The sequence below is a fragment of the Enterobacter cloacae complex sp. IR5401 genome (assembly GCF_049238425.1).
Lineage (GTDB): Bacteria > Pseudomonadota > Gammaproteobacteria > Enterobacterales > Enterobacteriaceae > Enterobacter > Enterobacter hormaechei_C.
On record NZ_JBMKHN010000011.1, the window covers coordinates 1 to 13,991 of the forward strand.

General features: G+C 55.1%; 13 protein-coding genes, 1 tRNA gene and 2 rRNA genes. 7 read left to right on the top strand and 9 right to left on the bottom strand.

Annotated features, from left to right (window positions below; translation table 11 throughout):
- Positions 1-77 (top strand): 23S ribosomal RNA (locus ACOTX1_RS15970); the annotation flags it as partial.
- A 188-nt stretch (positions 78-265) separates the two neighbouring features.
- Positions 266-381, top strand: a 5S ribosomal RNA gene (rrf, locus tag ACOTX1_RS15975).
- Positions 382-476: 95 nt separating this feature from the next.
- On the opposite strand, the gene ACOTX1_RS15980 is transcribed toward rrf, so the two are convergent.
- Positions 477-1,097 (bottom strand): DUF2238 domain-containing protein, encoded by a 621-nt coding sequence (locus tag ACOTX1_RS15980; RefSeq protein ID WP_032608268.1) that lies wholly within the window; start codon positions 1,095-1,097, stop codon positions 477-479.
- Positions 1,098-1,210: 113 nt separating this feature from the next.
- A tRNA-Phe gene (locus ACOTX1_RS15985) sits at positions 1,211-1,286 on the bottom strand.
- Between the two features lie 169 nt (positions 1,287-1,455).
- On the opposite strand from ACOTX1_RS15985, the gene ACOTX1_RS15990 reads away from it, so the two are divergent.
- On the top strand, positions 1,456-2,301 hold the full coding sequence (locus ACOTX1_RS15990) for an AraC family transcriptional regulator (RefSeq protein ID WP_003855901.1): 846 nt from the start codon (positions 1,456-1,458) through the stop codon (positions 2,299-2,301).
- 37 nt (positions 2,302-2,338) lie between these two features.
- Complete coding sequence (locus ACOTX1_RS15995) at positions 2,339-2,929, top strand: LysE family translocator (RefSeq protein WP_003855903.1); 591 nt, start codon at positions 2,339-2,341, stop codon at positions 2,927-2,929.
- On the opposite strand, the gene ACOTX1_RS16000 is transcribed toward ACOTX1_RS15995, so the two are convergent.
- The 5 genes from ACOTX1_RS16000 to aspA all read right to left on the bottom strand — a co-directional run bounded on the left by ACOTX1_RS16000 (position 2,926) and on the right by aspA (position 8,527).
- A complete protein-coding gene (locus ACOTX1_RS16000) occupies positions 2,926-3,501 on the bottom strand; it encodes a transcriptional regulator (protein WP_017383972.1) in 576 nt (191 codons plus the stop codon). The genes ACOTX1_RS15995 and ACOTX1_RS16000 overlap by 4 nt on opposite strands.
- A gap of 49 nt (positions 3,502-3,550) precedes the next feature.
- Entirely contained in the window at positions 3,551-5,260 is a 1,710-nt protein-coding gene (locus tag ACOTX1_RS16005; protein ID WP_023315244.1) for a protein-disulfide reductase DsbD, read from the bottom strand.
- The gene (gene cutA, locus ACOTX1_RS16010; RefSeq protein WP_023315245.1) at positions 5,236-5,559 is read right to left on the bottom strand and encodes a divalent cation tolerance protein CutA; all 324 of its coding nucleotides are present in this window, start codon (positions 5,557-5,559) and stop codon (positions 5,236-5,238) included. Before cutA ends, ACOTX1_RS16005 begins: the two co-directional genes overlap by 25 nt.
- Before the next feature lie 113 nt (positions 5,560-5,672).
- On the bottom strand, positions 5,673-6,974 hold the full coding sequence (locus ACOTX1_RS16015) for an anaerobic C4-dicarboxylate transporter (RefSeq protein ID WP_003855921.1): 1,302 nt from the start codon (positions 6,972-6,974) through the stop codon (positions 5,673-5,675).
- Between the two features lie 116 nt (positions 6,975-7,090).
- On the bottom strand, positions 7,091-8,527 hold the full coding sequence (gene aspA / locus ACOTX1_RS16020; protein WP_003855923.1) for an aspartate ammonia-lyase: 1,437 nt from the start codon (positions 8,525-8,527) through the stop codon (positions 7,091-7,093).
- Positions 8,528-8,861: 334 nt separating this feature from the next.
- Between aspA and ACOTX1_RS16025 the strand changes: the two genes are divergently transcribed.
- Positions 8,862-9,326 (top strand): FxsA family protein, encoded by a 465-nt coding sequence (locus ACOTX1_RS16025; RefSeq protein ID WP_003855925.1) that lies wholly within the window; start codon positions 8,862-8,864, stop codon positions 9,324-9,326.
- A 23-nt stretch (positions 9,327-9,349) separates the two neighbouring features.
- Here ACOTX1_RS16025 and yjeH read toward each other — a convergent pair whose 3' ends face one another.
- Positions 9,350-10,597 carry an L-methionine/branched-chain amino acid transporter gene (yjeH, locus tag ACOTX1_RS16030; protein ID WP_023315246.1) on the bottom strand — a complete coding sequence of 416 codons (1,248 nt, stop codon included), beginning with the start codon at positions 10,595-10,597 and terminating at the stop codon, positions 9,350-9,352.
- Positions 10,598-10,775: 178 nt separating this feature from the next.
- Here yjeH and ACOTX1_RS16035 point away from each other — a divergent pair, with 178 nt between their 5' ends.
- On the top strand, positions 10,776-11,069 hold the full coding sequence (locus tag ACOTX1_RS16035) for a co-chaperone GroES (RefSeq protein ID WP_003855929.1): 294 nt from the start codon (positions 10,776-10,778) through the stop codon (positions 11,067-11,069).
- A gap of 40 nt (positions 11,070-11,109) precedes the next feature.
- Entirely contained in the window at positions 11,110-12,756 is a 1,647-nt protein-coding gene (groL, locus tag ACOTX1_RS16040) for a chaperonin GroEL (protein WP_003855930.1), read from the top strand.
- Between the two features lie 65 nt (positions 12,757-12,821).
- Here groL and iadA read toward each other — a convergent pair whose 3' ends face one another.
- Positions 12,822-13,985 carry a beta-aspartyl-peptidase gene (iadA, locus tag ACOTX1_RS16045; protein ID WP_023315247.1) on the bottom strand — a complete coding sequence of 388 codons (1,164 nt, stop codon included), beginning with the start codon at positions 13,983-13,985 and terminating at the stop codon, positions 12,822-12,824.
- Between the last annotated feature and the right edge of the window lie 6 nt (positions 13,986-13,991).

Genomic DNA, 13,991 nt, shown 5'->3' on the forward strand with positions numbered 1-13,991 from the left:
GACGTTGATAGGTCGGGTGTGTAAGCGCAGCGATGCGTTGAGCTAACCGATACTAATGAACCGTGAGGCTTAACCTTACAACGCCGAAGGTGTTTTGGCGAAGAGACGAAATTTTCAGCTTAGATTCAGAGTCCGAAGGATTTTGCGCTGAGACAAGGCGGCAAACGAAGGAAAGGAAGGAGCATACTGAGGTATGTGACTGACTTTACGAGAGCAGCCAACGCAGTATCAGTGCGAAAGACACAGGAGAGAGCACAAGAATTTGCCTGGCGGCTGTAGCGCGGTGGTCCCACCTGACCCCATGCCGAACTCAGAAGTGAAACGCCGTAGCGCCGATGGTAGTGTGGGGTCTCCCCATGTGAGAGTAGGGAACTGCCAGGCATCAAACAAGTGAAGAGGCCATCCGCAAGGATGGCCTTTTTGCGTTTGTTTGCTGAAAAACGGCAGGCCGTAAGGCGAAGCCGCCATCCGGCAACTCAGAGCGCACTATCCACATTCAAACGACGCAATTGCCGCTGATGGAAACGCCCAAGGATCAGCACCGTCGTTAACGCACCAAGCAGCGCGCAAAACATATCAGACTGGGTATCCCATGGATCGCCCTGCGTCCCCAGAAAATCATCCGCACCCTGTCCCATCGCCAAAGCAGCCCACCACTCAATGAGTTCATAGGTGGCGCTAATGGCCAGAGCAACACAGCACACCAGAAACCCCGTCATCTTATGTCCACGAACATACCCACCGCGCAGCAGAATTTCTCGCGCTGCCAGTGCGGGAACCAGCCCCTGGAAGAAGTGACCGAGCTTGTCATACGGATTTCGGCTAAGCCCGAGCATCTCCTGAACCTCAAAACCAACCGGAACCTTTGCGTAGGTGTACATTCCACCAACCATCAGAATGATGGCGTGGAAGAAAACCAGAGTATAGAGAAGGGGAGTCAAAGGGTATCGCCGGTGTGTGGCAAGCAGAAGTGGGATGATGATAATGACGGGCGTCACCTCCATCAACCAGGTGACGCGATCGCTCGTGAACAGGCCGGTATAAAACAGGATCATCAGCAGGAGCAGTGACCCGGCTTTTAAAGCAGATAAGGTCATATCATTTTCATTGTCAGGAAAAAAAATCACTATTACCTGACAGAAGGGAAAATTCAATGCGTAGCGGGGACAGAAAAGCAAAAACCCAGCCATAGGCTGGGTTCTTTAAATAGTGGTGCCCGGACTCGGAATCGAACCAAGGACACGGGGATTTTCAATCCCCTGCTCTACCGACTGAGCTATCCGGGCAACGGAGCGCATTAAACCGCAATCGCGCGCGATCGTCAACATTATTTCGGGAAAAGCTGTTCAACTGCTTAAGTTTGCGGCAATCTGTCCGTTTGTGCCCTGGAATTGCACAAATCTTCCAGACAGTTCAGGCAAGATGTGACAATGCTGACGGTAAGAGGAGGGCAGTATGGCAAACGACTGGCTTGAGCTGCGTCAGCATGCAGAAACAGGTATTGAGACAATTAAGGCGCATTTCGAAGGACATGCCTTTGATCCCCACTGGCATGATAGCTATCTGGTCGGAATAACCCTTTCCGGTACGCAGCAGTTCCACTGTCGCCGTGAACGCCACCGTAGCCAGCCGGGCGATGCTTTTTTACTTGAGCCCGGGGAGATCCATGACGGTGATGCGCCGGTAGAGGGCGGCTTTACTTATCTGACCTTTTATCTGGATGAACACTGGCTCACCCATACGCTTCAAGGCCTGTATGACTCTACTCCCGGGAGTTACACTCTCCACTTTGCCCAAACGCTGACGCGAGAGCCTCAGTTGGTGCGCGCTATCGGTGATACATTTGCCTCGTTGCATAACGATGAGATGAAGATCGTCCAACAGAGCACAATGGATAACCTGCTCTCTCAGATAACTACCCACTGCCACTGGCGTAAGAAACTCCCGTCGCAATTACAAAGCTCCGCTGTAGCGCATCGTGCCCGCGACTATCTCTATGCGCATATCGGCGAGAACGTGGGGCTATCAGACCTTGCCCGCGAGACGGGTACGGATCGCTTTACCCTCACCCGCTGTTTTAAACGCGAATTTCACCTGGCACCGCACGCCTGGCTTATCCAGCTGCGACTGGCAAAGGCCCGACAGATGCTGGCGTGTGGGGAACTGCCTGTTGATGTTGCGACGGCAGTGGGTTTTGCCGATCAAAGCCATCTTGGTCGCTGGTTCCAGCGTGCATACCGTATTTCTCCGGCACACTACCGCCGGTTGTGCACAAACCTTCCAGACGTTTCCAGAAAATAACGGCACATTCGTGGCTCTAATAAAAAAGGAGTCACCTGTGAATTTATTACCCTTCCTGCTGTTTGCATTTGTCGCCTCGATTACACCGGGGCCAACCAACATTCTGGTACTGGCTAACAGTCAGCACTTTGGTGTAAAAAATACGGTTCCTGCGATCCTGGGCGGGTGTATTGCCGCCAGCGCTATTGTTCTGGTTTCAGGCGCTGGGGCAGGAGAAGTGTTACGCCAGTATCCACTGATACGTCAGGTAATGAGCTGGGCGGGTGTGCTGTGGCTTTCCTGGATGAGCTGGCAGCTGTTTAGCGCCCCGGCCGCGAATCTCTCCTCCAGAAGTCACGTCCGATTTACCGCGCGGGCGGCGGCGTTACTACAGGTTGTAAACCCAAAAACATGGATGATGGCGCTGGCAGTTGTCAGCCTGTTTGCTCCGGCAAGCGACCATGCATTACGGGATATTACGCTGATGGCGCTATGGTTTCTGGCGATCTCCGTGGTCTGTTTGTTGTGCTGGGCGTGGCTGGGGAAGGCGGTGAACCGGATTTTCCGCACCACCGTGGCGATGGTGCGATTTCAGCGCGCGATGGCGCTGTGTTTGTTTATTTCCGCCTGGATGGGAATGCTGGCTTAGGTCAGTGCACCACCCATACGACACTGCGCGAACCGCAAAATATCTTCCGCCAGACGGTGCGCCGTATCCACATCCGCCTGGCTACGGTTCACCAGCATGCGGCTCAGGCAACCTTCCAGCACCAGCTCCATCTGCTTCGCGACCATTGCCGGATCATCCACTTCAAGTGTGGTCAGCAGCTCATGTGTGAACTCGTGCGCGGCTCGTTTTTGCTGATCTGCCAGTTGATGGATGGGGTGCCCAGGATCCGGATAGTAGGTGCAGGCGGCGATAAACAGACAACCTGGGTAACGGTTGTTGGTAACACACTCCGTCAGTGCGGTATAGCGCGCCAGCAGCTTTTGCTCGGTGGTCAGTTCTTCATTCAGCATCAGCTGCCTGCGCCAGATATCCACCTGCTGGCTGAGATAGCGCAGGGCATCGTACAGCAGCGCCTCTTTATCCGGCCAGAAGCGCTTAAGTTCATCCAGAGGGTAATCGATACGGTCGGCGACCATCTCAAGCGTGGTGCTGGCGATCCCTTGAATCTCAAGCAATTGCAGGGCTTGTCCCAGTACGTCTTCGCGTTGCACGGTTATCTCCTCCGCTATTCCCAACGGTTTGTCCCGTCTAAAGTGTTGTTTACGGTTGGCGATTGCGCAAATGCGCGTTGAATGCCGTCGCGTCCATAAACCCGGTTACACGCTGCGTCGGCTGTTCTTCCCCCTGTTCATTGAAGAACAGGATGGTAGGCAACCCGAGCACTTTAAGTTGCTTCAGCAGAGCCTTATCCTGCGTGCTGTTGGCGGTAACGTTCGCCTGGAGCAGAACGGTATCGCTCAGCGCATGTTGTACCTGCGGATCGCTGAAGGTGTATTTTTCAAACTCTTTGCAGGCCACGCACCAGTCGGCATAGAGATCGAGCATGACCGGTTTGCCTTTCGCCTGCGCCAGGGCGTGGTTAAGGTCATCCACGTTTTTAATCTGTATAAAATTCAGATGAGCCTGTGTTTGACCTGCCGGGGTGCCAAACGCCCAGTCCTGTAGCGGACGGACGCTCACCAGCGCGGCCGCCAGCAGAAGGATCTGTAGCAGGCGCATCCACGGTTTCTTCGCCCCCAGACTCACGATAAACGCCCAGCTGAAGAAGGCCACGCCGAGCATCGCCCAAAGACGTGTACCCCATACATCACCGATGATGCGCTCCAGCAGAAATACCGGCAGCGCCAGAATGACAAAACCAAACGCGGTTTTCACCGTCTCCATCCACGGGCCGCTTTTCGGCAGCAGACGATTGCCAAACACCGTCACCAGGATCAGCGGCAGGCCCATGCCGAGCGCGTAGAGGTACAGCGTGCCGCCGCCGAGCCACAGGTTGCCGCTCTGAGCAATGTATAACAGGATGGCGCTCAACGGCGCAGTGGTGCAGGGGGAGCAAATCAGCCCGGCGATGGCACCCATAGCGAACACGCCGCCCGCAGAGCCACCCTGCTGACGGTTGCTCATCAGCGTCAGACGGGTTTGCAGGGAAGAGGGCAGTTGCAGGGTGAACAGGCCAAACATCGACAGCGCCAGCAGAATAAACACTGCTGACAGTCCGATAAGCACATAAGGGTGCTGAAGGGCGGCCTGGAACTGCAACCCGGCAGCGGCGACCACGAGGCCGAGCGCCGTATAAGTTAACGCCATGCCCTGCACATAGATAAAGGCCAGCAACAGCGCGCGGGCGGTGGAAAGGCGTTGTTTACCGCCCAGCACGATGCCAGAGATAAGCGGGTACATAGGCAGTACGCAGGGCGTAAAGGCGATGCCGATACCAATCAATAACGCCCAAAGTGCTGAGAACGGAAGGTCTGAAGTGGCTTCGCCTGCGCCTTCACCCTTCATCCTGGCCCTCTCCCCTGATGGGAGAGGGGAGGCAGCGCCTTTCACTTCGCTAAGCGGAACGACCTTTGTTTCAGGTGGGTAACAGAATCCGGCGTCTGCGCAGCCCTGATAGGTGACCGTTAATGTGGCACCTTTATCGGCATGGTTCACCGTGACGGGCACGCTTAAGCGCTGGCGATAAATTTCACTCTTACCGTAGAACTCGTCCTCGTGCCACACGCCAGCGGGCATCTGCAATGCGCCGACGTTCGCCTTTGTCGGCGTGATGCTGACCTGCTTGCGATAGAGGTAGTAACCCTCTTTCACCTGCCAGGTGAGACTGAGATCGTGCTGGTTTTGCTGAAAGTCGAAAACGAATGCCTGGTCGGCAGGAATAAAGTTCGAACGGCCGGGTGCGTCAAACAACCCGGCAAAAACTGACGTGCTGCACAGCAGCAGGATCAGCGTAATGAAGCGTTGAGCCATGAGAGATAATCGTTATCGCCGTGGACCACTGGCAGCACCAGCAGCTCCGGGGTTTGGTATGGATGATGAGACTTGAGGCAGTCGAGGAGCGCCTGCTGGTTTGTCAGGTTGGTTTTGAGCAACATCTGGACTTCGTACTCTTGCTCCAGCTTGCCTTCCCAGTAATAAAGGGAGGTGGCGCCGGGAAGAAGCGTGACACAGGCAGCCAGTTTTTCGGCCAGCACTTTGGCGGCCAGATCCTGGGCAGAAGCTTCATCAGGGGCGGTGCACAGTACAACAAAAGCATCAGGCGTGTTCACAAGTCGACCTCCTCATCACGAAAGTCTTCACTATATCACGCAAGGCGGTTGGTCATTAATGAAACGGGCCGCAGAGCGGCCCGTTTTTAACTATTTTTACAACGGCTAATCGTTTACAGCACAATGCCGCCGATGATAAAGCCGAGGATCACGCAGAGCGTAATCGCCACCACGCCCGGGATGAGGAACGCGTGGTTAAACACGTACTTACCAATACGGGTTGAGCCGGTGTCATCCATCTCAACTGCGGCCAGCAGGGTTGGGTAGGTTGGCAGCACGAACAGGGCGGAAACCGCTGCAAAAGAGGCAATCGCCGTCAGCGGCGTCACGCCCAGCATCAGTGCCGCAGGCATCAGCGCTTTGGTGGTCGCAGCCTGGGAGTACAGCAGCGTCGCGGCAAAGAACAGCACTACTGCCAGCAGCCACGGATAGTTGTGCAGCAGGTCGCCTGCAACGGTCTGGATATCGCTGATGTGCGCTTTCACAAAGGTATCACCGAGCCACGCCACGCCCAGCACGCACACGCAGGCGCTCATACCGGATTTGAAGGTGCTGGCGTTCAGCACTTCACTGGTGTCGATTTTACAGGTGATGCTGATCAGCGTCGCGATGGTCAGCATAAACACCACAATGGCTTCGTTACGCGGCAGAACCGGGTTCTGGATCAGACCTACCGTGTCGCTGATGGCGGTCGCGTAGAACATCACGGCGACGATACCAATCAGAAACAGCAGCACGGAGCGTTTTGCATGCGGCTTCAGCTCGAAGACCTGGCTACCGCGCAGGCTCACTTCACCTTTTGCCAGACGCTCCTGGTAAACCGGATCGTCTTTCAGCTCGGCACCGAGGAAGTTACACAGCACGGCAGTGATCATTACCGCAATCAGCGTGACCGGAATACAGATTGCCAGCAGCGTCAGGTAACTTACGCCCATTGGCTCAAGGATGCCCGCGAAGAAGACCACCGCCGCGGAAATAGGCGAGGCGGTAATCGCAATCTGGGAGGCGACCACGGCAATAGAAAGAGGGCGAGACGGGCGAATACCCTGCTCTTTCGCCACTTCGGTGATGACCGGCAGCGTGGAGAAGGCAGTATGGCCAGTACCGGCGAGAATGGTCATAAACCAGGTCACCAGCGGGGCAAGGAAGGTGATGTATTTCGGATGGCGACGCAGCATACGCTCCGCCAGGCTCACCAGGTAGTCCATACCGCCAGCGACCTGCATGGCCGCGATAGCAGCAATAACCGCCATGATGATTTCGATAACGTCAAAAGGGATTGCGCCGGGTTTAATCTGAAAGATCAGGGTAAGTACAAGCACTCCGAGACCGCCAGCAAAACCGATGCCGATTCCCCCGAGTCGTGCGCCCAAATAAATCGCCAACAGGACGATGACGAGTTCTGCTCCAAACATAAAGACCTGCCTTGCTCATTAACAAGTTGATATTGAATTGTTGTGTTTTGGTAACGCCCATAAAGAAAAAAGGCACGTCACAAGTGACGTGCCTTTCGGAAGCTTAGCCTGAACGGTTACTGTTCGCTTTCATCGGTATATCGTTTCGCTTTATATGCCGGGTGCATCAGGTTCTGGGCGGAGAAGATATCGTCCAGTTCGGCTTCGGTCAACAATCCTCGCTCGAGAACCACCTCACGTACGCTCTTACCGGTTTCGGCACAAATCTTCCCGACGATATCGCCGTTGTGGTGGCCGATGAAGGGGTTGAGGTAGGTGACGATGCCGATGGAGTTATAGACGTAGCCTTCACACACTTCTTTATTCGCGGTGATGCCGTTAATGCATTTTTCCAGCAGGTTGTAGCAGGCGTTGGTCAGAATATGGATAGATTCAAACATCGCCTGGCCAATCACCGGCTCCATCACGTTCAGCTGGAGCTGACCGGCTTCGGAGGCCATGGTGACGGTCGTATCGTTACCAATAACCTTGAAGCAAACCTGGTTCACCACTTCTGGCACCACCGGGTTCACTTTAGCTGGCATGATGGATGAACCCGCCTGCAACTCTGGCAGGTTGATTTCATTCAGGCCAGCGCGCGGACCGGAGGAGAGCAGGCGCAGGTCGTTACAGATTTTGGACAGTTTCACCGCCAGACGTTTCAGGGCGCTGTGCACCATCACGTAGGCGCCGCAGTCTGAGGTAGCTTCAATCAGGTCTTCCGCAGGCACAACCGGCAGGTTGGACACTTCAGCCAGCTTCTGTACCGCCAGTTGCTGATAGCCATCTGGCGTGTTCAGGCGTGTACCGATGGCGGTTGCGCCCAGGTTCACTTCCAGCAGCAGTTCGGACGTACGCAGCAGGTTTTTCGTCTCTTCGTTCAGCAGCACGTTAAACGCGTGGAATTCCTGTCCGAGGGTCATTGGCACCGCGTCCTGCAACTGGGTACGGCCCATTTTCAGGATGTCCTGGAACTCAACGGCTTTACGCTGGAAGCCATCGCCCAGCTGATTAATCGCGTCGACCAGTTTGACGACAGAGGCATACACCGCGATGCGAAAGCCGGTTGGGTAGGCGTCGTTGGTGGATTGACATTTGTTAACGTGGTCGTTCGGGTTCAGGTACTGGTATTCACCTTTCTGATGACCCATCAGCTCCAGGCCGATGTTTGCCAGCACTTCGTTGGTGTTCATGTTGACAGAGGTGCCCGCGCCGCCCTGATAGACGTCGACCGGGAACTGATCCATGCATTTGCCGTTGTTCAGCACCTCATCGCACGCGGCGATAATCGCATTTGCAGCGCTTTTAGGAATGGTTTGCAACTCTTTGTTTGCCAGAGCCGCGGCTTTTTTTACCATCACCATGCCACGCACAAATTCAGGGATGTCGCTGATTTTGCTGTTGCTGATGTAGAAGTTTTCAATCGCTCTCAGAGTGTGAACACCATAGTAGGCATCCGCTGGAACTTCCCTGGTACCCAACAAATCTTCTTCGATACGAATGTTGTTTAACATGTGAACCTTCTTTTCAAGCTGCCGATGGATTGTACTAAACACACAGTATATATGTGGTTTTGAATATTTTATGACCGACGATTATTCCCTCAATCGGCCAGATGTTCGAGATCATATGCTGATGATAGCGAATTGCCGTAAGCTGGATCACTTATTATCGACCCGATTTCATGATAATTATTAATCTGTGAAATATGTCACCGCTTTAATATTTCCAGAAAAAATATCCGTGCAAACCGATTGAAATTTGGCTAACCGTCGCCATCTCTTATCTACGCGCTTCGCGAACACATTCAGTCAGGGCCAGAAGGCACCTGCCATACAGGAGATGCCAGTGCGCTGGATACCATTTATTGCTTTCTTTCTTTATGTTTACATTGAAATTTCGATTTTCATCCAGGTTGCCCATGTGCTGGGCGTCCTGCTGACGCTGATTCTGGTGATCTTCACCTCCGTCATCGGCATGTCGCTGGTGCGCAATCAGGGTTTCAAAAATTTCCTGTTAATGCAGCAGAAGATGGCCGCAGGCGAAAGCCCGGCCGCCGAGATGATCAAAAGCGTGTCGCTGATTATTGCTGGTTTGCTGCTGATCCTGCCGGGCTTCTTTACAGACTTCCTCGGCCTGCTGTTGCTGTTGCCGCCGGTGCAGAAGCACCTGACCATGAAGCTGCTGCCGCATCTGCGTTTCAGCCGTATGCCAGGCGGTGGTTTCAGCACCGGCCCGGGGGATACCTTTGAAGGGGAATACCAGCGTAAGGATGAGCAGCGCGACCGGTTAGATCATAAAGACGATCGGTGAGTTTCTGGCCCGGTGGCGCTCGCTCACCGGGCCTGCGGAGCTTGTCGCTTCGGTAAAAACACCCACAGCCCCGCCAGCATGACGATGGCGTACACACTCTTCCATCCCACCATCGCCAGCAGCATCAGGCACAGGACACACCCGACAGCCGCCAGCGCCTTAAAGCGTCCTTTCAGTAGCCGACAGCCCGCCAGCATGCACAGCAGGTAGATCATGATGAAAATACCGTTGGCGTAGACAATCAGCGCGTCAAGGTTGATGTCGAGGAGATAAATGGCCAGGGAACTCACCACGCAGCAGCCCAGTACGGTATTCAGCGCATTCACCGGAAGCTGACGCTTTGACAGGCGTGAGAGGGGGCTATCCGGTTTATAAAGTGCCTGAGACCACACCAGCCGGGCGAAGCTCTGAATATAAATGTTGAGGCTGGCAAAGCAGGCGAGATAGCCAATCACGCAGGCTACCCACAGGGCTTTAACACCAAACAGCTGCACCACGATGCCCGGCAGCGACGCGGCGGCGGCTTTCTCTTCACTGAACGCGTTGAAGTGCAGCACCAGTACGGTACAGGCCCAGTACACGGTGCCCGCCAGCAGCAGGCCAATCATCAGAGCGCGGGGAAAGTCACGCTCGGGCTGTTTAAACTCGGATGCCAGATGAGCGAACGCCTCCAGACCGACGAAACACCAGAACATGACGGATAGTGCAGCGAAAAGCTGTGCGTGGTCGATGTCGTTAATCGCGGGGAAAGGGATATCCGCCACCGTAATGTCACCCGCAAACCAGATGGCGACGATCAGCGCGACAATTAACACGGCGACCAGCGTTTGCAGATTGGCGCTGGAACTGGCCCCTCGCGAGCCAACCCACCAGACAATCGCCAGCGTACCGATTTCAGCCAGCAGCAGTTGTTCATCGTGCCAGCCAAACAGCGCCTGTCCGAAGCCGGTTGCGATATGCAGGGCTGCCGGAAGGCCAACGGGTATCACCGACAAAAATAGCCAGCCGGTGACACGCTTCATCCGCGGCCCAAACGCCATGCCGACAAAATGCGCTACGCCGCCTGCGCTCGGGAAGTGCCGCCCGAGTATGGCAAAGACAATCGCCACCGGAAACACCAGCACGATCAGCACCGGCCATGCCCAAAGACTGTTATTGCCGGCAACCAACGCCGCCAGCGCGGGAACCGCAAATACCCCCGTGCCTAATAAAGACGTTGAGAGTAAGCCAATGCCCTGCGCCAGCCCCAACTCCTGCCTGAGTCCACTCATTTACCTCGTCCCGCCACCATCAAAAGAGAGTGGATGGTAACACTTTCGCAAATTTTTTTTCGATTACCCCTTGAAGGGGTAAAAAGCTATCCCCATCTCTCAGGGCACTAGCCGGAAAACCGCATGCGGACCGGCGTCATCCATAACTGATAATGACTTTCTCAAAGGAGAGCTATCAATGAGTATTCGTCCGTTACATGATCGTGTGATCGTCAAACGTAAAGAAGTTGAAACCAAGTCTGCTGGCGGCATCGTTCTGACCGGTTCAGCAGCAGCAAAATCAACGCGTGGCGAAATCATCGCTGTCGGTAAGGGCCGCATCCTGGAAAACGGAACTGTGCAGCCACTGGACGTTAAAGTTGGTGACATCGTCATTTTCAACGATGGCTACGGCGTGAAATCCGAGAAGATCGACAATGAAGAAGTGTTGATCATGTCCGAGAGCGACATTCTGGCAATTGTTGAAGCGTAATTAACGCACGAAAACTGTACGAATTTGAGGAAATAAGAACATGGCAGCTAAAGACGTAAAATTCGGTAACGACGCTCGTGTAAAAATGCTCCGCGGCGTAAACGTACTGGCAGACGCAGTGAAAGTCACTCTGGGCCCGAAAGGCCGTAACGTAGTGCTGGACAAATCCTTCGGCGCGCCAACCATCACCAAAGATGGTGTTTCTGTTGCACGTGAAATCGAGCTGGAAGACAAGTTCGAAAACATGGGCGCACAGATGGTGAAAGAAGTTGCCTCTAAAGCGAACGACGCTGCCGGTGACGGTACCACCACCGCGACCGTACTGGCGCAGGCGATCATCACCGAAGGCCTGAAAGCCGTTGCTGCGGGCATGAACCCAATGGATCTGAAACGTGGTATCGACAAAGCCGTCGCTTCCGCTGTTGAAGAACTGAAAGCGCTGTCCGTACCGTGCTCTGACTCTAAAGCCATTGCTCAGGTTGGTACTATCTCCGCTAACTCCGACGAAACCGTAGGTAAACTGATCGCTGAAGCGATGGATAAAGTCGGTAAAGAAGGCGTGATCACCGTTGAAGACGGTACTGGTCTGGAAGACGAACTGGACGTGGTTGAAGGTATGCAGTTCGACCGCGGTTACCTGTCCCCATACTTCATCAACAAGCCAGAAACTGGCGCTGTTGAGCTGGAAAGCCCGTTCATCCTGCTGGCTGACAAGAAAATCTCCAACATCCGCGAAATGCTGCCAGTGCTGGAAGCCGTTGCGAAAGCAGGCAAGCCGCTGGTAATCATTGCTGAAGACGTTGAAGGCGAAGCGCTGGCGACCCTGGTGGTTAACACCATGCGTGGCATCGTGAAAGTGGCAGCGGTTAAAGCACCTGGCTTCGGCGATCGTCGTAAGGCGATGCTCCAGGATATCGCTACCCTGACCGGCGGTACCGTGATCTCCGAAGAGATCGGTATGGAGCTGGAAAAAGCGACTCTGGAAGACCTGGGCCAGGCGAAACGCGTTGTGATCAACAAAGACACCACCACCATCATCGACGGTGTGGGTGAAGAAGCCGCTATTCAGGGCCGTGTTGGTCAGATCCGTAAGCAGATCGAAGAAGCAACTTCCGATTACGACCGTGAAAAACTCCAGGAGCGCGTAGCGAAACTGGCAGGTGGCGTAGCGGTAATCAAAGTCGGTGCGGCTACCGAAGTTGAAATGAAAGAGAAGAAAGCACGCGTTGACGACGCCCTGCACGCGACCCGTGCTGCGGTAGAAGAAGGCGTGGTTGCTGGTGGTGGTGTCGCGCTGGTGCGTGTAGCCGCTAAACTGGCTGGCCTGACTGCTCAGAACGAAGACCAGAACGTGGGTATCAAAGTTGCGCTGCGCGCAATGGAAGCTCCGTTGCGTCAGATCGTGTCCAACGCCGGTGAAGAGCCGTCTGTGGTTGCGAACAAGGTGAAAGCGGGTGAAGGTAACTACGGTTACAACGCGGCAACTGAAGAATACGGCAACATGATCGACTTCGGTATCCTGGATCCAACTAAAGTGACCCGTTCTGCTCTGCAATACGCGGCATCTGTAGCTGGCCTGATGATCACGACCGAGTGCATGGTGACCGACCTGCCTAAAGGCGACGCGCCTGACTTAGGTGCTGCTGGTGGTATGGGCGGCATGGGTGGCATGGGCGGCATGATGTAATCATGCTGTTCTGAACCTCTCAGAACGAGCCCCGGGCAGCAATGCCCGGGGTTTTTTATTATCTTCTACTCAAACGTGCCTTTCACGCACACCACGCCTTCACGCACCATCTGGCGGCCTTTCGCCCAGACCTCACGGATCTTCAGGTCATCCGTCAGCACCAGGAAATCGGCATCGCATCCGGGCGCGATCCGCCCTTTATGCTCCAGACCGAGAAACTCCGCCACGTTACGCGTAAATGGCAGAAGTGCCTCCTCCAGAGGCAGGTGATACCGGCCGACCAGCTGCTGTAGCGTATCAAGCAGGGACTCAAAACCCGCCACGCCAATGCCAACAAGATTACCGTTTGCGTCAAAATTCGGCTGGCTGCCGTTGCCATCCGAGCTGAGCGTGAGCCGGTTAAACGGCACCTGCGCGTCACGGGCCGTCGCGATGGCGGTAGCGGCATCAATGGGCTCACTGATGCTGGTGGTGATGTCGATGTACCCCCCTTCGCGGGCATAGTCCAGTGCGGCGTGGAACAGTGCCTGGGCGCGGTTGACGTGGGTTGGCAGCAGCTTCGTGCGAGGCACGTCGGCGTTATTCAGGATGTTAAGCAGTGGCTCCAGCAGTTTAGGGCTGTTGCCGAGGTGAAATACGGATATCCCCGCTTTGGCGCCCAGCAGCCCGCCGACGCGCGACTGGGCGGCCATATTCGCGAGCTGGTCATCTGCCGGTGCGGAAGAGCGATGGTCAGAAATCGCGCATTTCACGCCAATGATTTTATCAATTAGCGCCACATCCTTTTCGATACTGCCAGTGATCGTCGGAGAAGGCAGGCCATACGCGCCTGTCAGCATCCATGCGCTGATCCCTTCATGCTCAAGTGCCCGCGTTTTCGCCAGCAGCGACTCGGGATGGCGGGTCACGCCGTCGGTGCCCAGCAGGCCTACAACGGAGGTGATGCCAGCCGCCACCAGCGCAGACAATCGTACCTCTGGCGTCCGGGTGTGGGGACCGGCTTCACCGCCGCCGCCAATCAGGTGTACATGCTGATCGATAAACCCCGGGCAAACCACCGCTCCGGCGAGATCGCTTTCAGGACAGTCTGGCCTCATTGTGGCGTGGCCCGCTTTTTCGACTGCGACGATTTTTCCTCCGGCAATCAGCAGATCGCAATGCCCAAGAGCCTCGGGAGCGTAAAGCTGCGCATTGCGGAAAAGGTGCGGTTCCAGCACTGAAAAATCCATTTTTAT